The organism is Cedecea sp. NFIX57, from assembly GCF_900177785.1.
Classification (GTDB): domain Bacteria; phylum Pseudomonadota; class Gammaproteobacteria; order Enterobacterales; family Enterobacteriaceae; genus Cedecea; species Cedecea neteri_C.
Window position 1 is genome coordinate 25,770 of sequence record NZ_FXAS01000025.1, and the last position, 13,984, is coordinate 39,753.

The following is a 13,984-nucleotide window of genomic DNA, read 5'->3' on the forward strand; positions in this document are numbered from 1 at the left end:
GTACAGAGTTACTGTTGATTATATCAGCGCGAGAAGGGATGCCAACCGCGAAATCTCCAGATGCGGTAATAAACGGCTGTCATCTATCCGCATCAGGTCGCCTTCGCGCAGGTTAATCCAGCAGGCCTGCATTCCGCAGCGCACGGCACCGGCCACGTCGGTGGTCAGATCATCGCCGACATGCAGGATTTGCTCCAGCGGCACATCTAAACGCTGCGCAGCAGTATGATACATATCGCTGAAAGGTTTAGCTCGCCCGTCCGGCCCGGCCCGCAGAATGAATTCGAAGTAGTTATCCAGCCCGAACAAGTGCGGCTCTGCGTTACCGTTGGTGATCGCCACCAGCGGCCATTTTTTAGCAAGCTTTGCCAGTGTGTCGTGCGTTTCCTGCGGAATGTCGATGCGGCTGCGCCATTTTGCAAAGTTTTCCATGGCGGCACTGGCACCGGTAAAGGCCTCTTCCGCGCTAAGTCCGGCATCCAGCATCATCTGCTCGACGGCGCGGCGGCGCCATTCAGTGACATCATGATAAATGTCCGGTTCTTTCGCGCGCAGCGTTTCACGGCTGCGATGGAAATCCAGGGCGGTAAACTCGCTGAGCTTCGGGTGATAATTCTGCACAAAGGCCAGCGACTCCTGAGTGGTACGCAGGATCACCGGGTGGTTGTCATAAAGCGTATCATCGAGATCGAACGTCAGAGCAGCAATTTGCCCGAGCGGGCGGTAAAAATGCATTACGATTTCCCCCGTTTGGCGCGTGGATGCGCGGCATCATACACCGAGGCTAAGTGTTGAAAGTCGAGATGGGTATAGATTTGCGTAGTGGACAGGTTGGCGTGCCCAAGTAGTTCCTGAACGGCGCGCAAATCGCCGCTGGATTCCAGCATGTGGGTGGCAAACGAGTGACGCAGTTTATGGGGATGCACATGGCTGCTTAGCCCCTGCTTGATACCCCATTCACCAAACCGCTTTTGCACATTGCGGGCGGATATTCGCTTTCCCGTCTTCGCCAGAAATAACGCATCGTCGTCCGGGCCAAAAAGTTCGCGTAAATCCAGCCAGTGTTCAACCCAGGTCACCGCGCTCCGACCAACGGGTACCCGGCGCTCTTTGCTGCCTTTCCCCATCACCCAGACCTCTCCGGTCGAAAGATCGATGTGACCACAGTTCATATTCACCAGTTCAGAAAGACGCAGGCCAGCGCCGTACATGACTTCCAGCATCGCCCGATCGCGTACCGCCAGCGGATCGTTCAAATCGATATCCAGCAGATGATTCACATCATCGACTTCAATATTTTTAGGCAAGTGCCGACCAGCTTTTGGCGTAGTAATCCCTTTGGCGGGATTCGCTTTTAGCTCACCCTGGCTAACCATCCAGTCAAAAAAGCTGCGTAGTGCCGAAAGTCTTAACGCCAGGCTGGAGGCCTGCAGGCCTGCCCGGCGGCTGCGCACGGCCAGTGAACGCACGGCGGCGGCATCGCATTGTTGCCAGCCGGTGAGCTTCATCTCTTCGGCAATGTGAACAATCGCCGTGAGCTGGCGCTGGTAGTTCAGGAGAGTGAGCGGGCTGAGCTGACGCTCAACCTTGAGGTATCGCAGAAAACCATCAACGTGAGGCGTTAATACGGAAGTGGTCATGCCCGTTCAATCCAACGCTCCAGCAAGTCTGGCAGCATCAGCGCCAGCTCGTGCAGCAGCTGAGTGCCCTGCCCCTGTTGATAATGTTGCGGGTCGCGGCTGCTGAACAGCAGAACGCCAAGATCGCCTTCATTGCCCATCAGCGACAGGGCAACGGAACCAATGGCTTTTGCCTGCGGCAAGACCAACAAAAGTTCCGGGCCATTAAGCGGGCCGAGATAGTGCTGGCTTTCGCCAAGACGCTGAATACGCAGCGGCTCAAAAGCCTGTCGGTTCAGCGCGAGATGCGTAAAGTCTGACGGAGCGCCGATACGCCAGCGGTCAGCAAAAAGCCGGATATTCGCTCCGGCGAGCCCCATGTCCCGCGCCCAGCGATGCAGCCGGTTCAGCATCTCCTGCAGGCTGGACGCCGAAGCCAGTCGCCCCTGAAGCTTCAGTAGCCGATAGAACAGACCTTCGTTAGCGCTTGCCTGCTCCATCAGCAGCGTCATGTTCTCTTCGAGGTGATTGATGTGGTTACGGCTGCGCGCCATATGCCACTCCACCAGCGAAACGCTGCCGCGCACCGGGTGAGGAACCTGCATGCTCTCCACCTGGTGGGCATTGCGAATAAAGAAATCGGGGTTGCGCTGTAAGTATTCGGCAACCGCGACATCGTTAAGCTCAAGAAGGGCTTCTTGCTGTTCCTCGGCATTCTTCATAGATGTATAAATCCATCATAGACGTGGGCCGCCGGGCCGGTCATGTAAAGCGGTGACCCAGGCCCTTTCCAGGCGATATCAAGACGGCCGCCAGGCAGCTCAACGCGCACCTGCTCCGCCAGTAATCCTTGCTGAATACCAACCGCCACTGCGCCACAGGCGCCGCTGCCGCAGGCCTGGGTTTCACCTGCACCGCGTTCGTAAACACGCAGGCGTATGTGTTCGCGACTCACCACCTGCATGAAGCCGATGTTGGCTCGCTCAGGGAAGCGTTCATGGCTTTCCATCACCGGGCCCAGGCTTTCAACCGCGGCGGTTTCAATGTCATCGACCTGAATAACGCAATGCGGGTTACCCATTGAAACGACGCCGCACATAATGGTTTGTTCGGCGGCACGCATAATATAGGTCTTTTCTGCTTTGTTTGCCCGGAACGGCACCTGGGAAGGATCGAAGTTAGGCTCGCCCATATTGACGCGCACCATCTCATCTTCCGTCACGCTCAGTACCATTCTGCCATTGGCGGTACTGACGCGAATCTCACGCTTATTGGTCAGCCCTTTCAGGCGCACAAATCGGGCAAAACAGCGCGCGCCGTTGCCACATTGGGAAACTTCACTGCCGTCGGCGTTAAAGATCCGGTAATGAAAGTCGAGATCGGGATCGTAGGGAGGCTCAACGATCAGTAACTGATCAAAGCCGACGCCAAGATGACGATCCGCAAGCCGACGGATCAGCTCCGGAGAGAAATAAACATTCTGCGTCACCGCGTCGACGACCATAAAGTCATTACCAAGGCCATGCATTTTAGAGAACTGCATCTTCTGCTCCATTAGCGCGGTTACAAAGCACGATTTAGCTAGTAAACAACCTGAGTCGGCGCATCATCAATGCCGCGACTGTTACGGACCGGTGCCGTCTGGATAGATTGTTCCGTGGTTGCGCTATGTGTTGTCGGCGTCGCTTTTTTATCAGCAGGAGGGAAATACAGAGGCCCCTTCAGGCCGCAGCCGGTGAGGCTAACAAGCGTCAGTGCCAAAGCTAGAGGGCAGAAAATCTTCTTCATTATCGGGTAGCCTGTGATTCACTATTCTGCCGTCTATCATCGCAGGTGAACCCTGAAAAGCAATACTCTTCGTCGCCCAGACCGCTGAAAATCACCTGACAGCAAACCGGGCAAGAAAATAATTTCTGATACCGGGCCCCTTCTCATCGCTGACGCAGGTTGTCTTTCAAAAGGTGGCACAGATGAAACGGATGAGTATTACGGCCACGAATGATGCCTGAGCCGCAGTTTCTAATTACCGACGATGCTCTTATACTGCCCTGAAATCCCAACAGGAAACAGACATGAACGACAGCGAATTTCACCTTTTAGCCGATAACCTGTGGCGCACGATTGAAGAGCGTCTGGATGACTGGGACGGCGATAGCGATATTGATTGTGAGATCAACGGCGGCGTGCTGACCATCAGCTTTGAAAACGGCAGCAAGATCATTATCAACCGCCAGGAGCCTTTGCATCAGGTGTGGCTGGCGACCAAAAGCGGCGGCTACCATTTCAACCTGAAGGGTGACGAATGGATTTGCGACCGTAGCGGCGCTGAGTTTTGGCAATTGCTGGAAGAAGCCAGCACGCAGCAGGCGGGTGAAGCGGTTAGCTTCCGCTGACTACGGCTGGTACTGCTGCAGCAGCGGCGCTGAGTTGTCGTCCTGATTAACCGGCGCGGCTGTTGTAATTGACTGGGTGCGGAACGGAATGACCTGCACCCGGCCATCTGTTTTCACAATCTGATAGAACTGCGGCAGGTTGAAGTTGATAAAGCTTGAGCCGTAGGTAAAGCGATCGTGGGACGAGGAGTAGAAGCGGCTCACGTCGCGCACCAGCTCTTCCTTGCTACCTTCGCAATGATGATAAACTTCCGCCCGGTTGCTTTCATCCAGGATATAGATGTTGAAGCCCTGGTCTTCACTGGCTTCTTCAAAGAAGAACTGAATAATCCCTTCACTGGCAAAACCATCCACCACCGCCGGCAACTGAACCTGGTTAGTGCCAACCTGCACCGACAGGCCATGCAGCTTGTTGTGCGAGATCGCGCCATAAAACTCAACGGCGTTTTCCAGTTTTTGTACCGAGACATTCAGACGTTCGAAGAACAGGCCCCATGTCTGCCCGGAAACGCGCAGCGCTTTAAAGCGGCCCGGTTCCTGGCGCGTACTGGAAAGGCGGAATTCGATGCATTCAGACACAAGCTGCTGCACACGAGTACGGATCAGGCCACGCAGATGCTGACTGTAGCAGAAGACTTCAACGCTATCCGGCGGCGCGGCATCCTGGTGCATTTTCCCGAGAATCGTTTTTAATGCCTCGATCATCGCCTGCTCGCCGTTAAAGTGCAGAGTACGCACTTCGTTCCACGAGTTGCGATACAGCAGGTCAACGCTGCCAATCAGGCATTGCTGCTGCTCGCCGAAGCTAAACACATCCAGCTTGCGGAAGTCGAAGTGCACAACCTGATTGCGGAAGGCGGCCGTCGGGTCATATTCAAGGTTAACGATAATCGCCAGATGGCGAATCTCGCACGGGCTATACAACGCTTTCGGCGTCGGTGCCGGGAGGCGCAGCGGGAAGTGATGGGAGACATCCGCCACCATCTCCTGCAACTTAGGTAAATCACAAATACCGTTGCCCTTAATAAACAGGCGGGTACGCGAGGTCAGCAGGCCGTTAAAGTAGACCCACGCCACCAGCTTATTAAGATAACGGTTATATTCCAGCGGTTGATGGCTGACGATGGAGTCCATGTTCGGCGCGCGGTTGTAGAGATACCAACCAGAGCGGTTCGCACGGCCAAGCGGCACATGGATAAAGGTCAGGTTCGGTTCAGACAGATCCGGGGAAATTTGCGGATTAACGAGCGTGACTTTGCCCGGCAACGCTTCAAACGCAGCGTATAACTTACGCGTTAACACGCCGATGTCCTGCGGACTGGCAGACACACTCAGGTTGTTGCGGCGCGCAAAGCGGATCAGGTTGCGGTAGCTTTGCATCATTGCGTCGAGCAGTTCGTTATGCGCCTCGCGTACCTGGTCGATTTTCCAGTTTGCACGGTTGTCCAACATCGCCAGGCGTTCTTCGTCCCAGCCCCAGCTCTTCACCAACTGGCTTAAGACTTCACGACGCCAGCCAACACAGGCGCGCTCCCGCGAGAGTTTTTCACAAACTTTCAGGTAGAAACAGCGACGCACCAGATCCAGACGGGCATGATCTTCGATTTGCGTCAGGTACTCGGTGACGCGTTCCAACATCATGCAGTACGGATCGAGGCCAAAGGAGACAATTTCACCGTCGTGCAGGCGCTGTTTAATGTCTTTTGCCAGCAGGCGCGTGTTTGGGTATTCCCAGGAATACGCCTCCAGCAGCAGTGTTTTCAGTACGGCCTTATACGGCGAGTCGATGCTTTTATATAGCTGCCACAGGCTGGCACCAAAGTACTCTTCAGCAGACAGCGAGCTGAGACCGCCAAGATCGAGCCATTCGTTTGGTGTTAGCACGCCCTGCGCGTAAAGGGTCATCACGTAATCGTCGTAATGCTCTTCTTCATCGCCCGGCACCATGTTCCACAGAATGCGTTTCCCGGCCAGACGTACCGCTGTGCGGTAAAATTCGTCCAACAGCAAGATGTGCTGAGTAGAACCGCAGTCTTCGCCGCCCAGGCTGCCGCTTTCGTTGTGGCGGAAGCGGTTTTCATCAATCAGGAAGAAACTAACCTCAACGCCAAGGGAGGCCGCCCAGCTTTCCAGCAGGCTGCATTTTCGCTGCAACAGTTGGCGCTCGTCGTTATCGAGCCAGGCCTGGTGGCAAACCCAGATATCAAGGTCAGATGAGCAGCTCTGCCCCACGGAGGAGGTGCTGCCCATAGAATAGAGGCCGGTGATCGGCAGTTCGCCCGCTGGCGTCTCCTGAGGCGGCATGCCGCGCTGCAGTTCGAGTTCGTCCAGGTAGTGGCGTTGGGTTTCATCAGGCGTGTAGAGGCAAATGCCGCGTGGAACGTTACCGTCAAGGTAACCCGGCATCAGCGGGTGATGATAATGTAATAACGTTGGCAGTAGACTGTAGACCTGTTGGAAGGCAGGCTCCATAGCAGCAAGCGCACGATCTACGCGCAGTTGGTTGATGGCATCCAGTCTCTGTTTAAGTGTCTCAATATAGAGGTACAAGACGTATCGCCTGATGGTTTCAGTATTACGAAAAAACCCGTTTCCTGGTTGTTGTCCCCATTATTATAAACGATCGGGACAGCAATTGCTGGAAACGTGATCAATTTAACACCTTGCCTGTTGACCGTAAAGAAAGATGAGCTACCAAAGTGGTAGAGGCCCTGGCCACAGGCTGTTTCTTCCATAATACGAATCACGTCCCTCTGTTGCCGCAAAAACCGCCGAACCTGACAGCCTTCCGCGAAGAGTGGTAGGATGGTCGGTGGACGATAATTACGGTAACAAGCATGTTAGACAATATACTCAGAATTGCCACTCGCCAAAGTCCCCTTGCACTCTGGCAAGCACATTATGTTAAGCAACGTCTTGAAGCTTTTCACCCGCAGCTAACCGTTGAGCTGGTGCCAATGGTCACCCGCGGCGACGTCTTGCTGGATACGCCGCTTGCCAAAGTTGGCGGGAAAGGACTGTTTGTTAAAGAGCTGGAGCTGGCAATGCTGGACGGGCGCGCGGACATCGCCGTCCATTCCCTGAAAGATGTGCCGGTGGCATTCCCCGAAGGTCTGGGGCTGGTCACCATCTGCGAGCGCGACGATCCTCGCGACGCTTTTGTTTCTAATCATTATCAAACGCTGGATGAGTTGCCTGCCGGCAGCATTGTGGGCACCTCAAGCCTGCGCCGCCAGTGTCAGATAGCCGAACAGCGTCCAGATCTGGTGATTCGTTCCCTACGCGGTAATCTTGGCACCCGCCTTGGGAAACTGGATAAAGGCGAATACGATGCCATTATTCTTGCCGTCGCCGGCCTAAATCGCCTTGAGATGCAGGATCGCATTCGCTACGCCTTACCGCCGGAGGTGTCTTTACCCGCAGTCGGTCAGGGTGCAGTTGGCATTGAATGCCGCCTCGATGATGAACGAACCAGAGCGCTGCTGGCACCGCTGAATCACCATGAAACCGCCGTTCGCGTTAGCGCCGAACGTGCGATGAATATGCGCCTTGAAGGCGGTTGCCAGGTGCCGATCGGCAGCTATGCAGAACTGAAAGATAACGAGCTTTGGTTGCGCGCATTAGTTGGCGCGCCAGACGGTTCCATTATGGTTCGTGGTGAACGTCGAGGTAAGCCGGAAGATGCCGTGGCAATGGGTGTTTCACTGGCGGAAGAATTGCTGAATAACGGCGCCAGGGAAATCCTTGCCGAAGTTTATGATGGAGATGCTCCCGCATGACGATCCTTGTCACCCGCCCCTCCCCAGCCGGGGAAGAGTTAGTGAGCCGACTGCGCGCACTCGGGCAGGTGGCTTACAGCTTCCCGCTTATTGAGTTCTCGCCCGGTCGGCAGCTATCGCAGCTTCCGGCCCACCTTGCGGCGCTCGCGCCCGGCGATCTGGTCTTTGTCCTCTCACAGCACGTCATTGACTATGCCGCGCCACTTTTGCGTCGTAACGGTATCCAGTGGCCGGGCAATCTAAGCTGGTTCGCCATCGGCAGAACGACCGCGCTGGCTTTCCATACCGTCAGCCATATTCCTATTCGTTACCCACAAGATCGGGAAACCAGCGAAATCTTGCTACAATTACCGGAATTACAAAATGTTGCTGGTAAGCGCGCCTTGATTTTACGCGGTAATGGCGGGCGTGAACTGTTGGGCGAAACGCTTGAAGCGCGAGGCGCAGAAGTTAGCTTCTGCGAGTGCTATCAGCGAAGCGCCATTGTTTACGATGGAATAGAAGAAGCCCACCGTTGGCACGCCAGAGGGATCTCAACGTTGGTCGTCACCAGCGGTGAAATGCTACAGCAGTTATATACGCTAACGCCTGACTGGTATCGTGAGAACTGGTTACTTCGCTGCCAGTTACTGGTTGTCAGCGAGCGTTTGGCAAGCCTTGCCAGGACATTGGGTTGGCAGAATATTCGGGTCGCCGCGAATGCGGACAATGACGCGCTGCTACGTGCGTTACAACACACCTAACAATAACAGGACGCCACAATGACGGAACAAAATACTTCCTCCGCCATAGTTGAGGAAACTACACCCGCGGTGGAGACACCATCGCAGCCCGAGCCATCGCCGAAGAAAAATCGTTCCGGCATGGCGGGTATCGCGCTGGGAGCGATTGCCATTGCAATTGCTCTGGCCTTAGGCGGCGGGCTTTATAGCTATGGCAAGCACCAGGTCTCAACACAGACGGCGACCAGCGATGCGCTGGCAAATCAGCTTATTGCCCTGCAAAAACAGCAGGAAGAACAAAAAGGCGAATTTGAAGCGACGCTCAAGCAACAGGCTACTGCGCTTAGCGACGCCAATAAACAGCAGGCCGCACTGGCACATCAACTCGACGAAGTGCAGCAAAAAGTCGCGACAATATCCGGCAGTGATTCCAAAACCTGGCTGCTGGCACAGGCCGATTTCCTTGTGAAACTGGCTGGCCGCAAGCTGTGGAGCGATCAGGACGTTACGACGGCCGCCGCGTTATTAAAAAGTGCGGATACCAGCCTGGCTGATATGAACGATCCGAGTCTGATCACCGCTCGACGCGCGCTAACCGATGATATTTCAACGCTGTCTACGGTAACGCAGGTCGACTACGACGGGATTATCCTCAAGCTAAATCAGCTCTCTAACGGCCTGGATAATTTGCGCCTGGCCGACAACGACAGCGATGATTCCCCGATGGATTCTGACAGCAGCGAGCTGTCAGGCACAATTACCGAATGGCGCCAAAATCTGGTGAAAAGCTGGCACAGCTTCATGGACAGTTTTATTACTATCCGCCGTCGCGATGAAACCGCCGTTCCGCTCTTGGCACCAAATCAGGATATCTACCTGCGCGAAAACATCCGCTCCCGCCTGCTGGTTGCCGCGCAGGCGGTGCCACGCCATCAGGAAGAGACTTACAAGCAGGCGCTGGATAACGTTTCGACCTGGGTTCGCGCCTATTACGACACCAATGATTCCGCCACCAAAGCGTTCCTTGAAGAGCTTGATGGCCTGAGCCAGCAAAGCATTCATATGGACATCCCGCAAACGCTGCAAAGCCAGGCGCTGCTTGAAAAACTAATGCAGACCCGGGTTCGCAATTTACTTGCTCAGCCGGTGAGTCCCGCTGCCAATAACACCCAGCAGGAAGCGGTACCGTCGCAGCCAGCACCTGCCGTAAGCCAGGGGGAATAAGCATGATTAAAGTCTTATTGCTTTTCCTGTTGTTGATTGCGGGCATCGTGCTGGGCCCAATGCTGGCAGGCCATCAGGGCTATGTTTTAATCCAGACCGATAATTACAACATTGAAACCAGCGTGACCGGGTTAGTCATTATTCTGATCCTGACAATGGTGGTGTTGTTCGCCATCGAATGGGTGCTGCGTCGTATTTTCCGTACCGGTGCCCGTACCCGTGGGTGGTTCCTGGGCCGCAAACGCAGCCGTGCCCGTAAACAAACCAAAGCCGCATTGTTGAAACTGGCCGAAGGCGATTATCAGCAGGTTGAGAAGCTGATGAGTAAGAATGCCGATCACGCCGAACAGCCCGTGGTCAACTACTTGCTGGCTGCCGAAGCGGCACAGCAACGTGGTGATGAGATTCGTGCGAACCAGCATTTAGAACGCGCCGCCGAACTGGCGGATAGCGATCAGCTTCCAGTCGAAATCACACGCGTTCGTTTGCAGCTCGCTCGTAATGAAAACCATGCCGCACGTCACGGCATAGATAAACTGCTGGAAATTGCGCCGCGCCATCCTGAGGTACTTCGTCTGGCTGAGCAGGCTTACCTGCGAACCGGCGCGTGGAGTTCGCTACTGGATATTCTGCCCGCCATGGAGAAAGTGCAGATCGGTGATGAAGCCCACCGCGATGCGCTGCAACAGCAGGCCTGGATCGGCCTCATGGATCAGGCAATGGCCGATCAGGGTAATGAAGGTCTGAAAGCCTGGTGGCGTAACCAAAGCCGTAAAACACGCCATCAGACCACGCTGCAGGTGGCCATGGCGGAGCATCTTATTGAGTGTGATGACCACGATGCAGCCCAGGAGATCATTCTCGACGGGCTGAAACGCCAGTATGACGATCGTCTGGTGTTGCTGATGCCGCGTCTGAAGTCAGGCAACCCGGAACAGTTAGAAAAAGCCTTACGTCAGCAGATCAAAACGCAGGGCGATCTTCCTTTACTGCAGAGTACTCTTGGCCAGTTGCTGATGAAACACGGTGAATGGCAGCAGGCGTGTGATGCATTTCGTGAAGCGATTAAACAGCGCCCGGATGCCTACGATTACGCCTGGCTGGCAGACTCTCTCGACAAACTGCATAAGCCTGAAGAAGCAGCTCTTATGCGTCGTGACGGTCTGTTGCTTACCCTGCAAACTCCCTCTAACACCTGATCGTCAGGGCGGTATTCTGCCGCCCTTTCCTTTTTCCCCACGCAAAAAAAAACACCTGCCCAAAGGCAGGTGTTAAACAGGTCTGTTTGACAACTAAGTGGTGCTTCACTCAACGTTATGTCCAGGGTGTTCGATGAGACCCCATCGGGGCGACATCTGTCGGTGGACGATAAGCACCGTAATCGGCTCTGCGTCATTCCTGGGTTTATGAAGCCTGAGCAAACATAAGAAGTGGAATGAGCATCTACACAGATATTATTGCACAATCTATGCCAGGTTTGCATTTATAAACGCAGCCGGCTACCAATATTAGTCGTTTCATAGCATTAGCATGACCGAAGTTTTCCTTTCAGGTGTACTGGCATTCCATTCATCACGAAAAGCGTTTGTCTCCTTAAGGAGACGAGTTAGCGCCTTATTTATAAATCACTTTTAAAACAATGAATTAAATGTCTCCATTTAGAGACATTAAATGACCCTATTGTCGCGTCTGAGCGACAATAACAGCATATGGAAATATAAAGACTAAAAAGGCAGGGCTGGGGTATCAGGCATTCGCGAGAGAGAATGGGTGAAATACTAAAAGCAAAAAGGCCAGCTCGAAAGCTGGCCTTTTCTAAGGTGGTCGGCGAGAGAGGATTATTCCCCTGCGGGCCGTTGCTGAAGCAACGTTGTCTCGCTACGCTCGGCTCAAACCTCCTTCGGAGGTTCCCATCCTCTTTGAGCTACGGATGCAAAAAGGCCAGCTCGGAAGCTGGCCTTTTTTAAGGTGGTCGGCGAGAGAGGATTCGAACCTCCGACCCACTGGTCCCAAACCAGTTGCGCTACCAAGCTGCGCTACTCGCCGAAATACTGCTTTTACTACTGCCTTCAACACATCAAAAGCTTATTAAGGCTTCGGGCTGAAAGCAAAAACCCTTCTTCAGAAGGGCTTTTAAAATTGGTCGGCGAGAGAGGATTCGAACCTCCGACCCACTGGTCCCAAACCAGTTGCGCTACCAAGCTGCGCTACTCGCCGAAATACTGCTTTTACTACTGATTAATTTAGGTGTGGTGCGAAGAGAGGGACTTGAACCCTCACGTCCGTAAGAACACTAACACCTGAAGCTAGCGCGTCTACCAATTCCGCCACCTTCGCATACATCTAAATTAATGGGGTGGCTAATGGGACTCGAACCCACGACAACTGGAATCACAATCCAGGGCTCTACCAACTGAGCTATAGCCACCACTGTAAAACTTTCACGCGGTACATGATACCACCGCAGCTCTAGCGCCATTATAATAAATGGTGCGCCCGACAGGATTCGAACCTGAGACCTCTGCCTCCGGAGGGCAGCGCTCTATCCAGCTGAGCTACGGGCGCGTAGCGCCGTTGCGGGGTCGGATAATACGGGCTTCGTGCTCAGCTGTCTAGTGCTTATTTCAATAAAATACTCGCAAAACTGCGCGTTTGGTTATGCTTTGCGCATCCTGATGCTTATCCGTTCAGTTTTTCACTAACGGCATGCTTATTCAGGCCAAACACCTTATAAACCAGCGTCACCGCGGCAAGGAAAACAACGCCGACCGTCAGCGACATCCGCGTATCTTCATTCAATCCCATCCCTACCAACACACATACCAGGAACGCCATGGTCAGGTAGTTCGCCCACGGGAATAAAATAGAGCGGAACGGGTGGCTGGCAATCGCTTCACGGTGTGCCTTACGGAAGCGGATTTGGCTAATCAGGATCACGAACCACGGCACCATACCCGGCAATACGCTAGCGCTGTAGACATAGACAAAAACGCGCTGCGGATTTGGAATGATGTAGTTGAGGCAAGAACCGAGCAGCAAAATGCCTATTGAAATAGCCACACCTACGACAGGCACACCGCTACCTGAAACCTTCGCCATTTTGGTCGGGAGCTGGCGGTTTTTCGCCAGGGCGTAGAGCATACGCCCGCAGCTGTACATACCACTGTTACAGCCAGACAATGCCGCCGTCAAAACAACAAAGTTAATAATCCCTGCCGCGGCAGTGATACCAATTTTCGCGAAGGTCAAGACAAACGGGCTGCCGGTGGTACCAATCTGGTTCCATGGGAAGATCGTGACAATAACGAAAATCGCGCCCACATAGAAAATCAGAATACGCCACAGTACTTTCCCTACGGCACTGCGCAAGGTGACCTGCGGGTTCTTTGCCTCTCCGGCCGTGATGCCGATTAGCTCCACACCCTGATAGGACGCGACAACTATACACAAGGCGGTCAGAAACCCTTTCCAGCCACCTGCAAAAAAGCCGCCATGCTCTGTCAGATTGCTAAAGCCAATCGCCTGGCCATGGTTTCCAAAACCAAAAAAGATAACGCCCAGGCCCACAACGATCATCACGATAATGGTCGTGACTTTAATCATCGCAAACCAAAACTCTATTTCACCGTACAGGCGCACTGCCGCAAGGTTTGCCAGTGCGACAAGACCGACGGCAAAAATAGCGGGTAGCCACTGGGGAAGATCCGGGAACCAATATTGGACGTAGACCCCAATCGCCGTGATTTCGGAAATGCCGACCGCCATCCACATAAACCAATAGGACCAGGCCGTCAGATAGCCAAAAAAGGGGCTCATATAGCGGTGAGCATAGACGGCAAAGGAGCCGGCTACAGGTTCAAGGAACAGCATTTCTCCCATTGAACGCATGATGAAGAATACGAACAGGCCCGCAACAATGTACGCCAGCAATACCGATGGCCCTGCCCATTTGAGGGTACTGGCGGCGCCCATAAACAGGCCAACACCAATGGTTCCTCCCAGGGCGATAAGTTCAATGTGTCGAGCTTCCAGCCCGCGCTGCAGCTCTGCTTTTTTCTCTGCCATAAATCCTCTGTATTGTGTTTGCTTTACTCCGGTTTTTACCGGTTATTGTGTTTGGTTGTTGCCAGGCTCAATAACAGGCCATGCAGCGTCGGCAAGAGATTTGCTGGCGCAACATCACTACGGCACTGCATCGAGTGGGCGCAATGGTTCCGTATTTTTTACAAAATTACAAATAACTGCGT

The 13,984-nt window shown here is 54.0% G+C and carries 12 protein-coding genes, 5 tRNA genes and 1 other RNA gene; 5 read left to right on the forward strand and 13 right to left on the reverse strand.

Going from position 1 to position 13,984, the window contains the following annotated elements; translation table 11 throughout:
- Positions 1 to 18: 18 nt before the first annotated feature.
- From yigB to lptM, 5 genes are read right to left on the reverse strand one after another with little or no spacing between them, the layout of a single operon-like run.
- Positions 19 to 735: a 5-amino-6-(5-phospho-D-ribitylamino)uracil phosphatase YigB gene (gene yigB / locus B9Y90_RS19045; protein WP_085542192.1), complete on the reverse strand. Its 717-nt coding sequence runs from the start codon at positions 733 to 735 to the stop codon at positions 19 to 21.
- Positions 735 to 1,640, reverse strand: a complete 906-nt coding sequence (xerC, locus tag B9Y90_RS19050; protein WP_085542193.1) for a tyrosine recombinase XerC — start codon at positions 1,638 to 1,640, stop codon at positions 735 to 737. The genes yigB and xerC overlap by 1 nt, the downstream gene beginning before the upstream one ends.
- Complete coding sequence (locus B9Y90_RS19055) at positions 1,637 to 2,341, reverse strand: DUF484 domain-containing protein (RefSeq protein WP_008455517.1); 705 nt, start codon at positions 2,339 to 2,341, stop codon at positions 1,637 to 1,639. The genes xerC and B9Y90_RS19055 overlap by 4 nt, the downstream gene beginning before the upstream one ends.
- The gene (gene dapF, locus B9Y90_RS19060; RefSeq protein WP_008455518.1) at positions 2,338 to 3,162 is read right to left on the reverse strand and encodes a diaminopimelate epimerase; all 825 of its coding nucleotides are present in this window, start codon (positions 3,160 to 3,162) and stop codon (positions 2,338 to 2,340) included. Before dapF ends, B9Y90_RS19055 begins: the two co-directional genes overlap by 4 nt.
- 38 nt (positions 3,163 to 3,200) lie before the next feature.
- Positions 3,201 to 3,407 carry an LPS translocon maturation chaperone LptM gene (gene lptM / locus B9Y90_RS19065; RefSeq protein WP_039289224.1) on the reverse strand — a complete coding sequence of 69 codons (207 nt, stop codon included), beginning with the start codon at positions 3,405 to 3,407 and terminating at the stop codon, positions 3,201 to 3,203.
- 284 nt (positions 3,408 to 3,691) lie between these two features.
- On the opposite strand from lptM, the gene cyaY reads away from it, so the two are divergent.
- Positions 3,692 to 4,012 (forward strand): iron donor protein CyaY, encoded by a 321-nt coding sequence (gene cyaY / locus B9Y90_RS19070; RefSeq protein ID WP_008455522.1) that lies wholly within the window; start codon positions 3,692 to 3,694, stop codon positions 4,010 to 4,012.
- On the opposite strand, the gene cyaA is transcribed toward cyaY, so the two are convergent.
- Positions 4,013 to 6,562 (reverse strand): class I adenylate cyclase, encoded by a 2,550-nt coding sequence (cyaA, locus tag B9Y90_RS19075; protein ID WP_085542194.1) that lies wholly within the window; start codon positions 6,560 to 6,562, stop codon positions 4,013 to 4,015.
- Positions 6,563 to 6,849: 287 nt separating this feature from the next.
- Between cyaA and hemC the strand changes: the two genes are divergently transcribed.
- The 4 genes from hemC to hemY are packed head-to-tail and all read left to right on the forward strand — an operon-like array spanning position 6,850 to position 10,936.
- A complete protein-coding gene (gene hemC / locus B9Y90_RS19080) occupies positions 6,850 to 7,791 on the forward strand; it encodes a hydroxymethylbilane synthase (RefSeq protein ID WP_085542195.1) in 942 nt (313 codons plus the stop codon).
- Positions 7,788 to 8,534, forward strand: coding sequence for a uroporphyrinogen-III synthase (gene hemD, locus B9Y90_RS19085; RefSeq protein WP_085542196.1), 747 nt, complete (start codon positions 7,788 to 7,790; stop codon positions 8,532 to 8,534). The genes hemC and hemD overlap by 4 nt, the downstream gene beginning before the upstream one ends.
- A gap of 18 nt (positions 8,535 to 8,552) precedes the next feature.
- Positions 8,553 to 9,737: a uroporphyrinogen-III C-methyltransferase gene (hemX, locus tag B9Y90_RS19090; protein ID WP_085542197.1), complete on the forward strand. Its 1,185-nt coding sequence runs from the start codon at positions 8,553 to 8,555 to the stop codon at positions 9,735 to 9,737.
- A 2-nt stretch (positions 9,738 to 9,739) separates the two neighbouring features.
- Positions 9,740 to 10,936 (forward strand): protoheme IX biogenesis protein HemY, encoded by a 1,197-nt coding sequence (gene hemY / locus B9Y90_RS19095; RefSeq protein ID WP_039289219.1) that lies wholly within the window; start codon positions 9,740 to 9,742, stop codon positions 10,934 to 10,936.
- 622 nt (positions 10,937 to 11,558) lie between these two features.
- Here hemY and B9Y90_RS19100 read toward each other — a convergent pair.
- The 7 genes from B9Y90_RS19100 to thrP form a co-directional block, all read right to left on the reverse strand.
- A non-coding RNA gene (locus B9Y90_RS19100) (RtT sRNA) lies at positions 11,559 to 11,672 on the reverse strand.
- A gap of 34 nt (positions 11,673 to 11,706) precedes the next feature.
- Positions 11,707 to 11,783: transfer RNA gene (locus B9Y90_RS19105), tRNA-Pro, on the reverse strand.
- Positions 11,784 to 11,877: 94 nt separating this feature from the next.
- Positions 11,878 to 11,954, reverse strand: a tRNA-Pro gene (locus B9Y90_RS19110).
- Positions 11,955 to 11,987: 33 nt separating this feature from the next.
- A tRNA-Leu gene (locus B9Y90_RS19115) sits at positions 11,988 to 12,074 on the reverse strand.
- Positions 12,075 to 12,089: 15 nt separating this feature from the next.
- Positions 12,090 to 12,165: transfer RNA gene (locus B9Y90_RS19120), tRNA-His, on the reverse strand.
- 60 nt (positions 12,166 to 12,225) lie between these two features.
- Positions 12,226 to 12,302 (reverse strand) — tRNA-Arg (locus B9Y90_RS19125).
- 114 nt (positions 12,303 to 12,416) lie between these two features.
- Positions 12,417 to 13,802, reverse strand: a complete 1,386-nt coding sequence (gene thrP / locus B9Y90_RS19130; RefSeq protein ID WP_085542198.1) for a bifunctional threonine/serine APC transporter ThrP — start codon at positions 13,800 to 13,802, stop codon at positions 12,417 to 12,419.
- Positions 13,803 to 13,984: the final 182 nt, after the last annotated feature.

Excerpts from the sequence above, each read along its gene's own strand:
- thrP (WP_085542198.1), bottom strand. The coding sequence starts at position 13,802 with ATGGCAGAGAAAAAAGCAGAGCTGCAGCGCGGGCTGGAAGCTCGACAC.
- hemC (WP_085542195.1), top strand. The coding sequence starts at position 6,850 with ATGTTAGACAATATACTCAGAATTGCCACTCGCCAAAGTCCCCTTGCA.
- xerC (WP_085542193.1), bottom strand. The coding sequence starts at position 1,640 with ATGACCACTTCCGTATTAACGCCTCACGTTGATGGTTTTCTGCGATAC.
- hemX (WP_085542197.1), top strand. The coding sequence starts at position 8,553 with ATGACGGAACAAAATACTTCCTCCGCCATAGTTGAGGAAACTACACCC.
- hemD (WP_085542196.1), top strand. The coding sequence starts at position 7,788 with ATGACGATCCTTGTCACCCGCCCCTCCCCAGCCGGGGAAGAGTTAGTG.
- lptM (WP_039289224.1), bottom strand. The coding sequence starts at position 3,407 with ATGAAGAAGATTTTCTGCCCTCTAGCTTTGGCACTGACGCTTGTTAGC.
- hemY (WP_039289219.1), top strand. The coding sequence starts at position 9,740 with ATGATTAAAGTCTTATTGCTTTTCCTGTTGTTGATTGCGGGCATCGTG.
- cyaY (WP_008455522.1), top strand. The coding sequence starts at position 3,692 with ATGAACGACAGCGAATTTCACCTTTTAGCCGATAACCTGTGGCGCACG.
- B9Y90_RS19055 (WP_008455517.1), bottom strand. The coding sequence starts at position 2,341 with ATGAAGAATGCCGAGGAACAGCAAGAAGCCCTTCTTGAGCTTAACGAT.
- yigB (WP_085542192.1), bottom strand. The coding sequence starts at position 735 with ATGCATTTTTACCGCCCGCTCGGGCAAATTGCTGCTCTGACGTTCGAT.
- dapF (WP_008455518.1), bottom strand. The coding sequence starts at position 3,162 with ATGCAGTTCTCTAAAATGCATGGCCTTGGTAATGACTTTATGGTCGTC.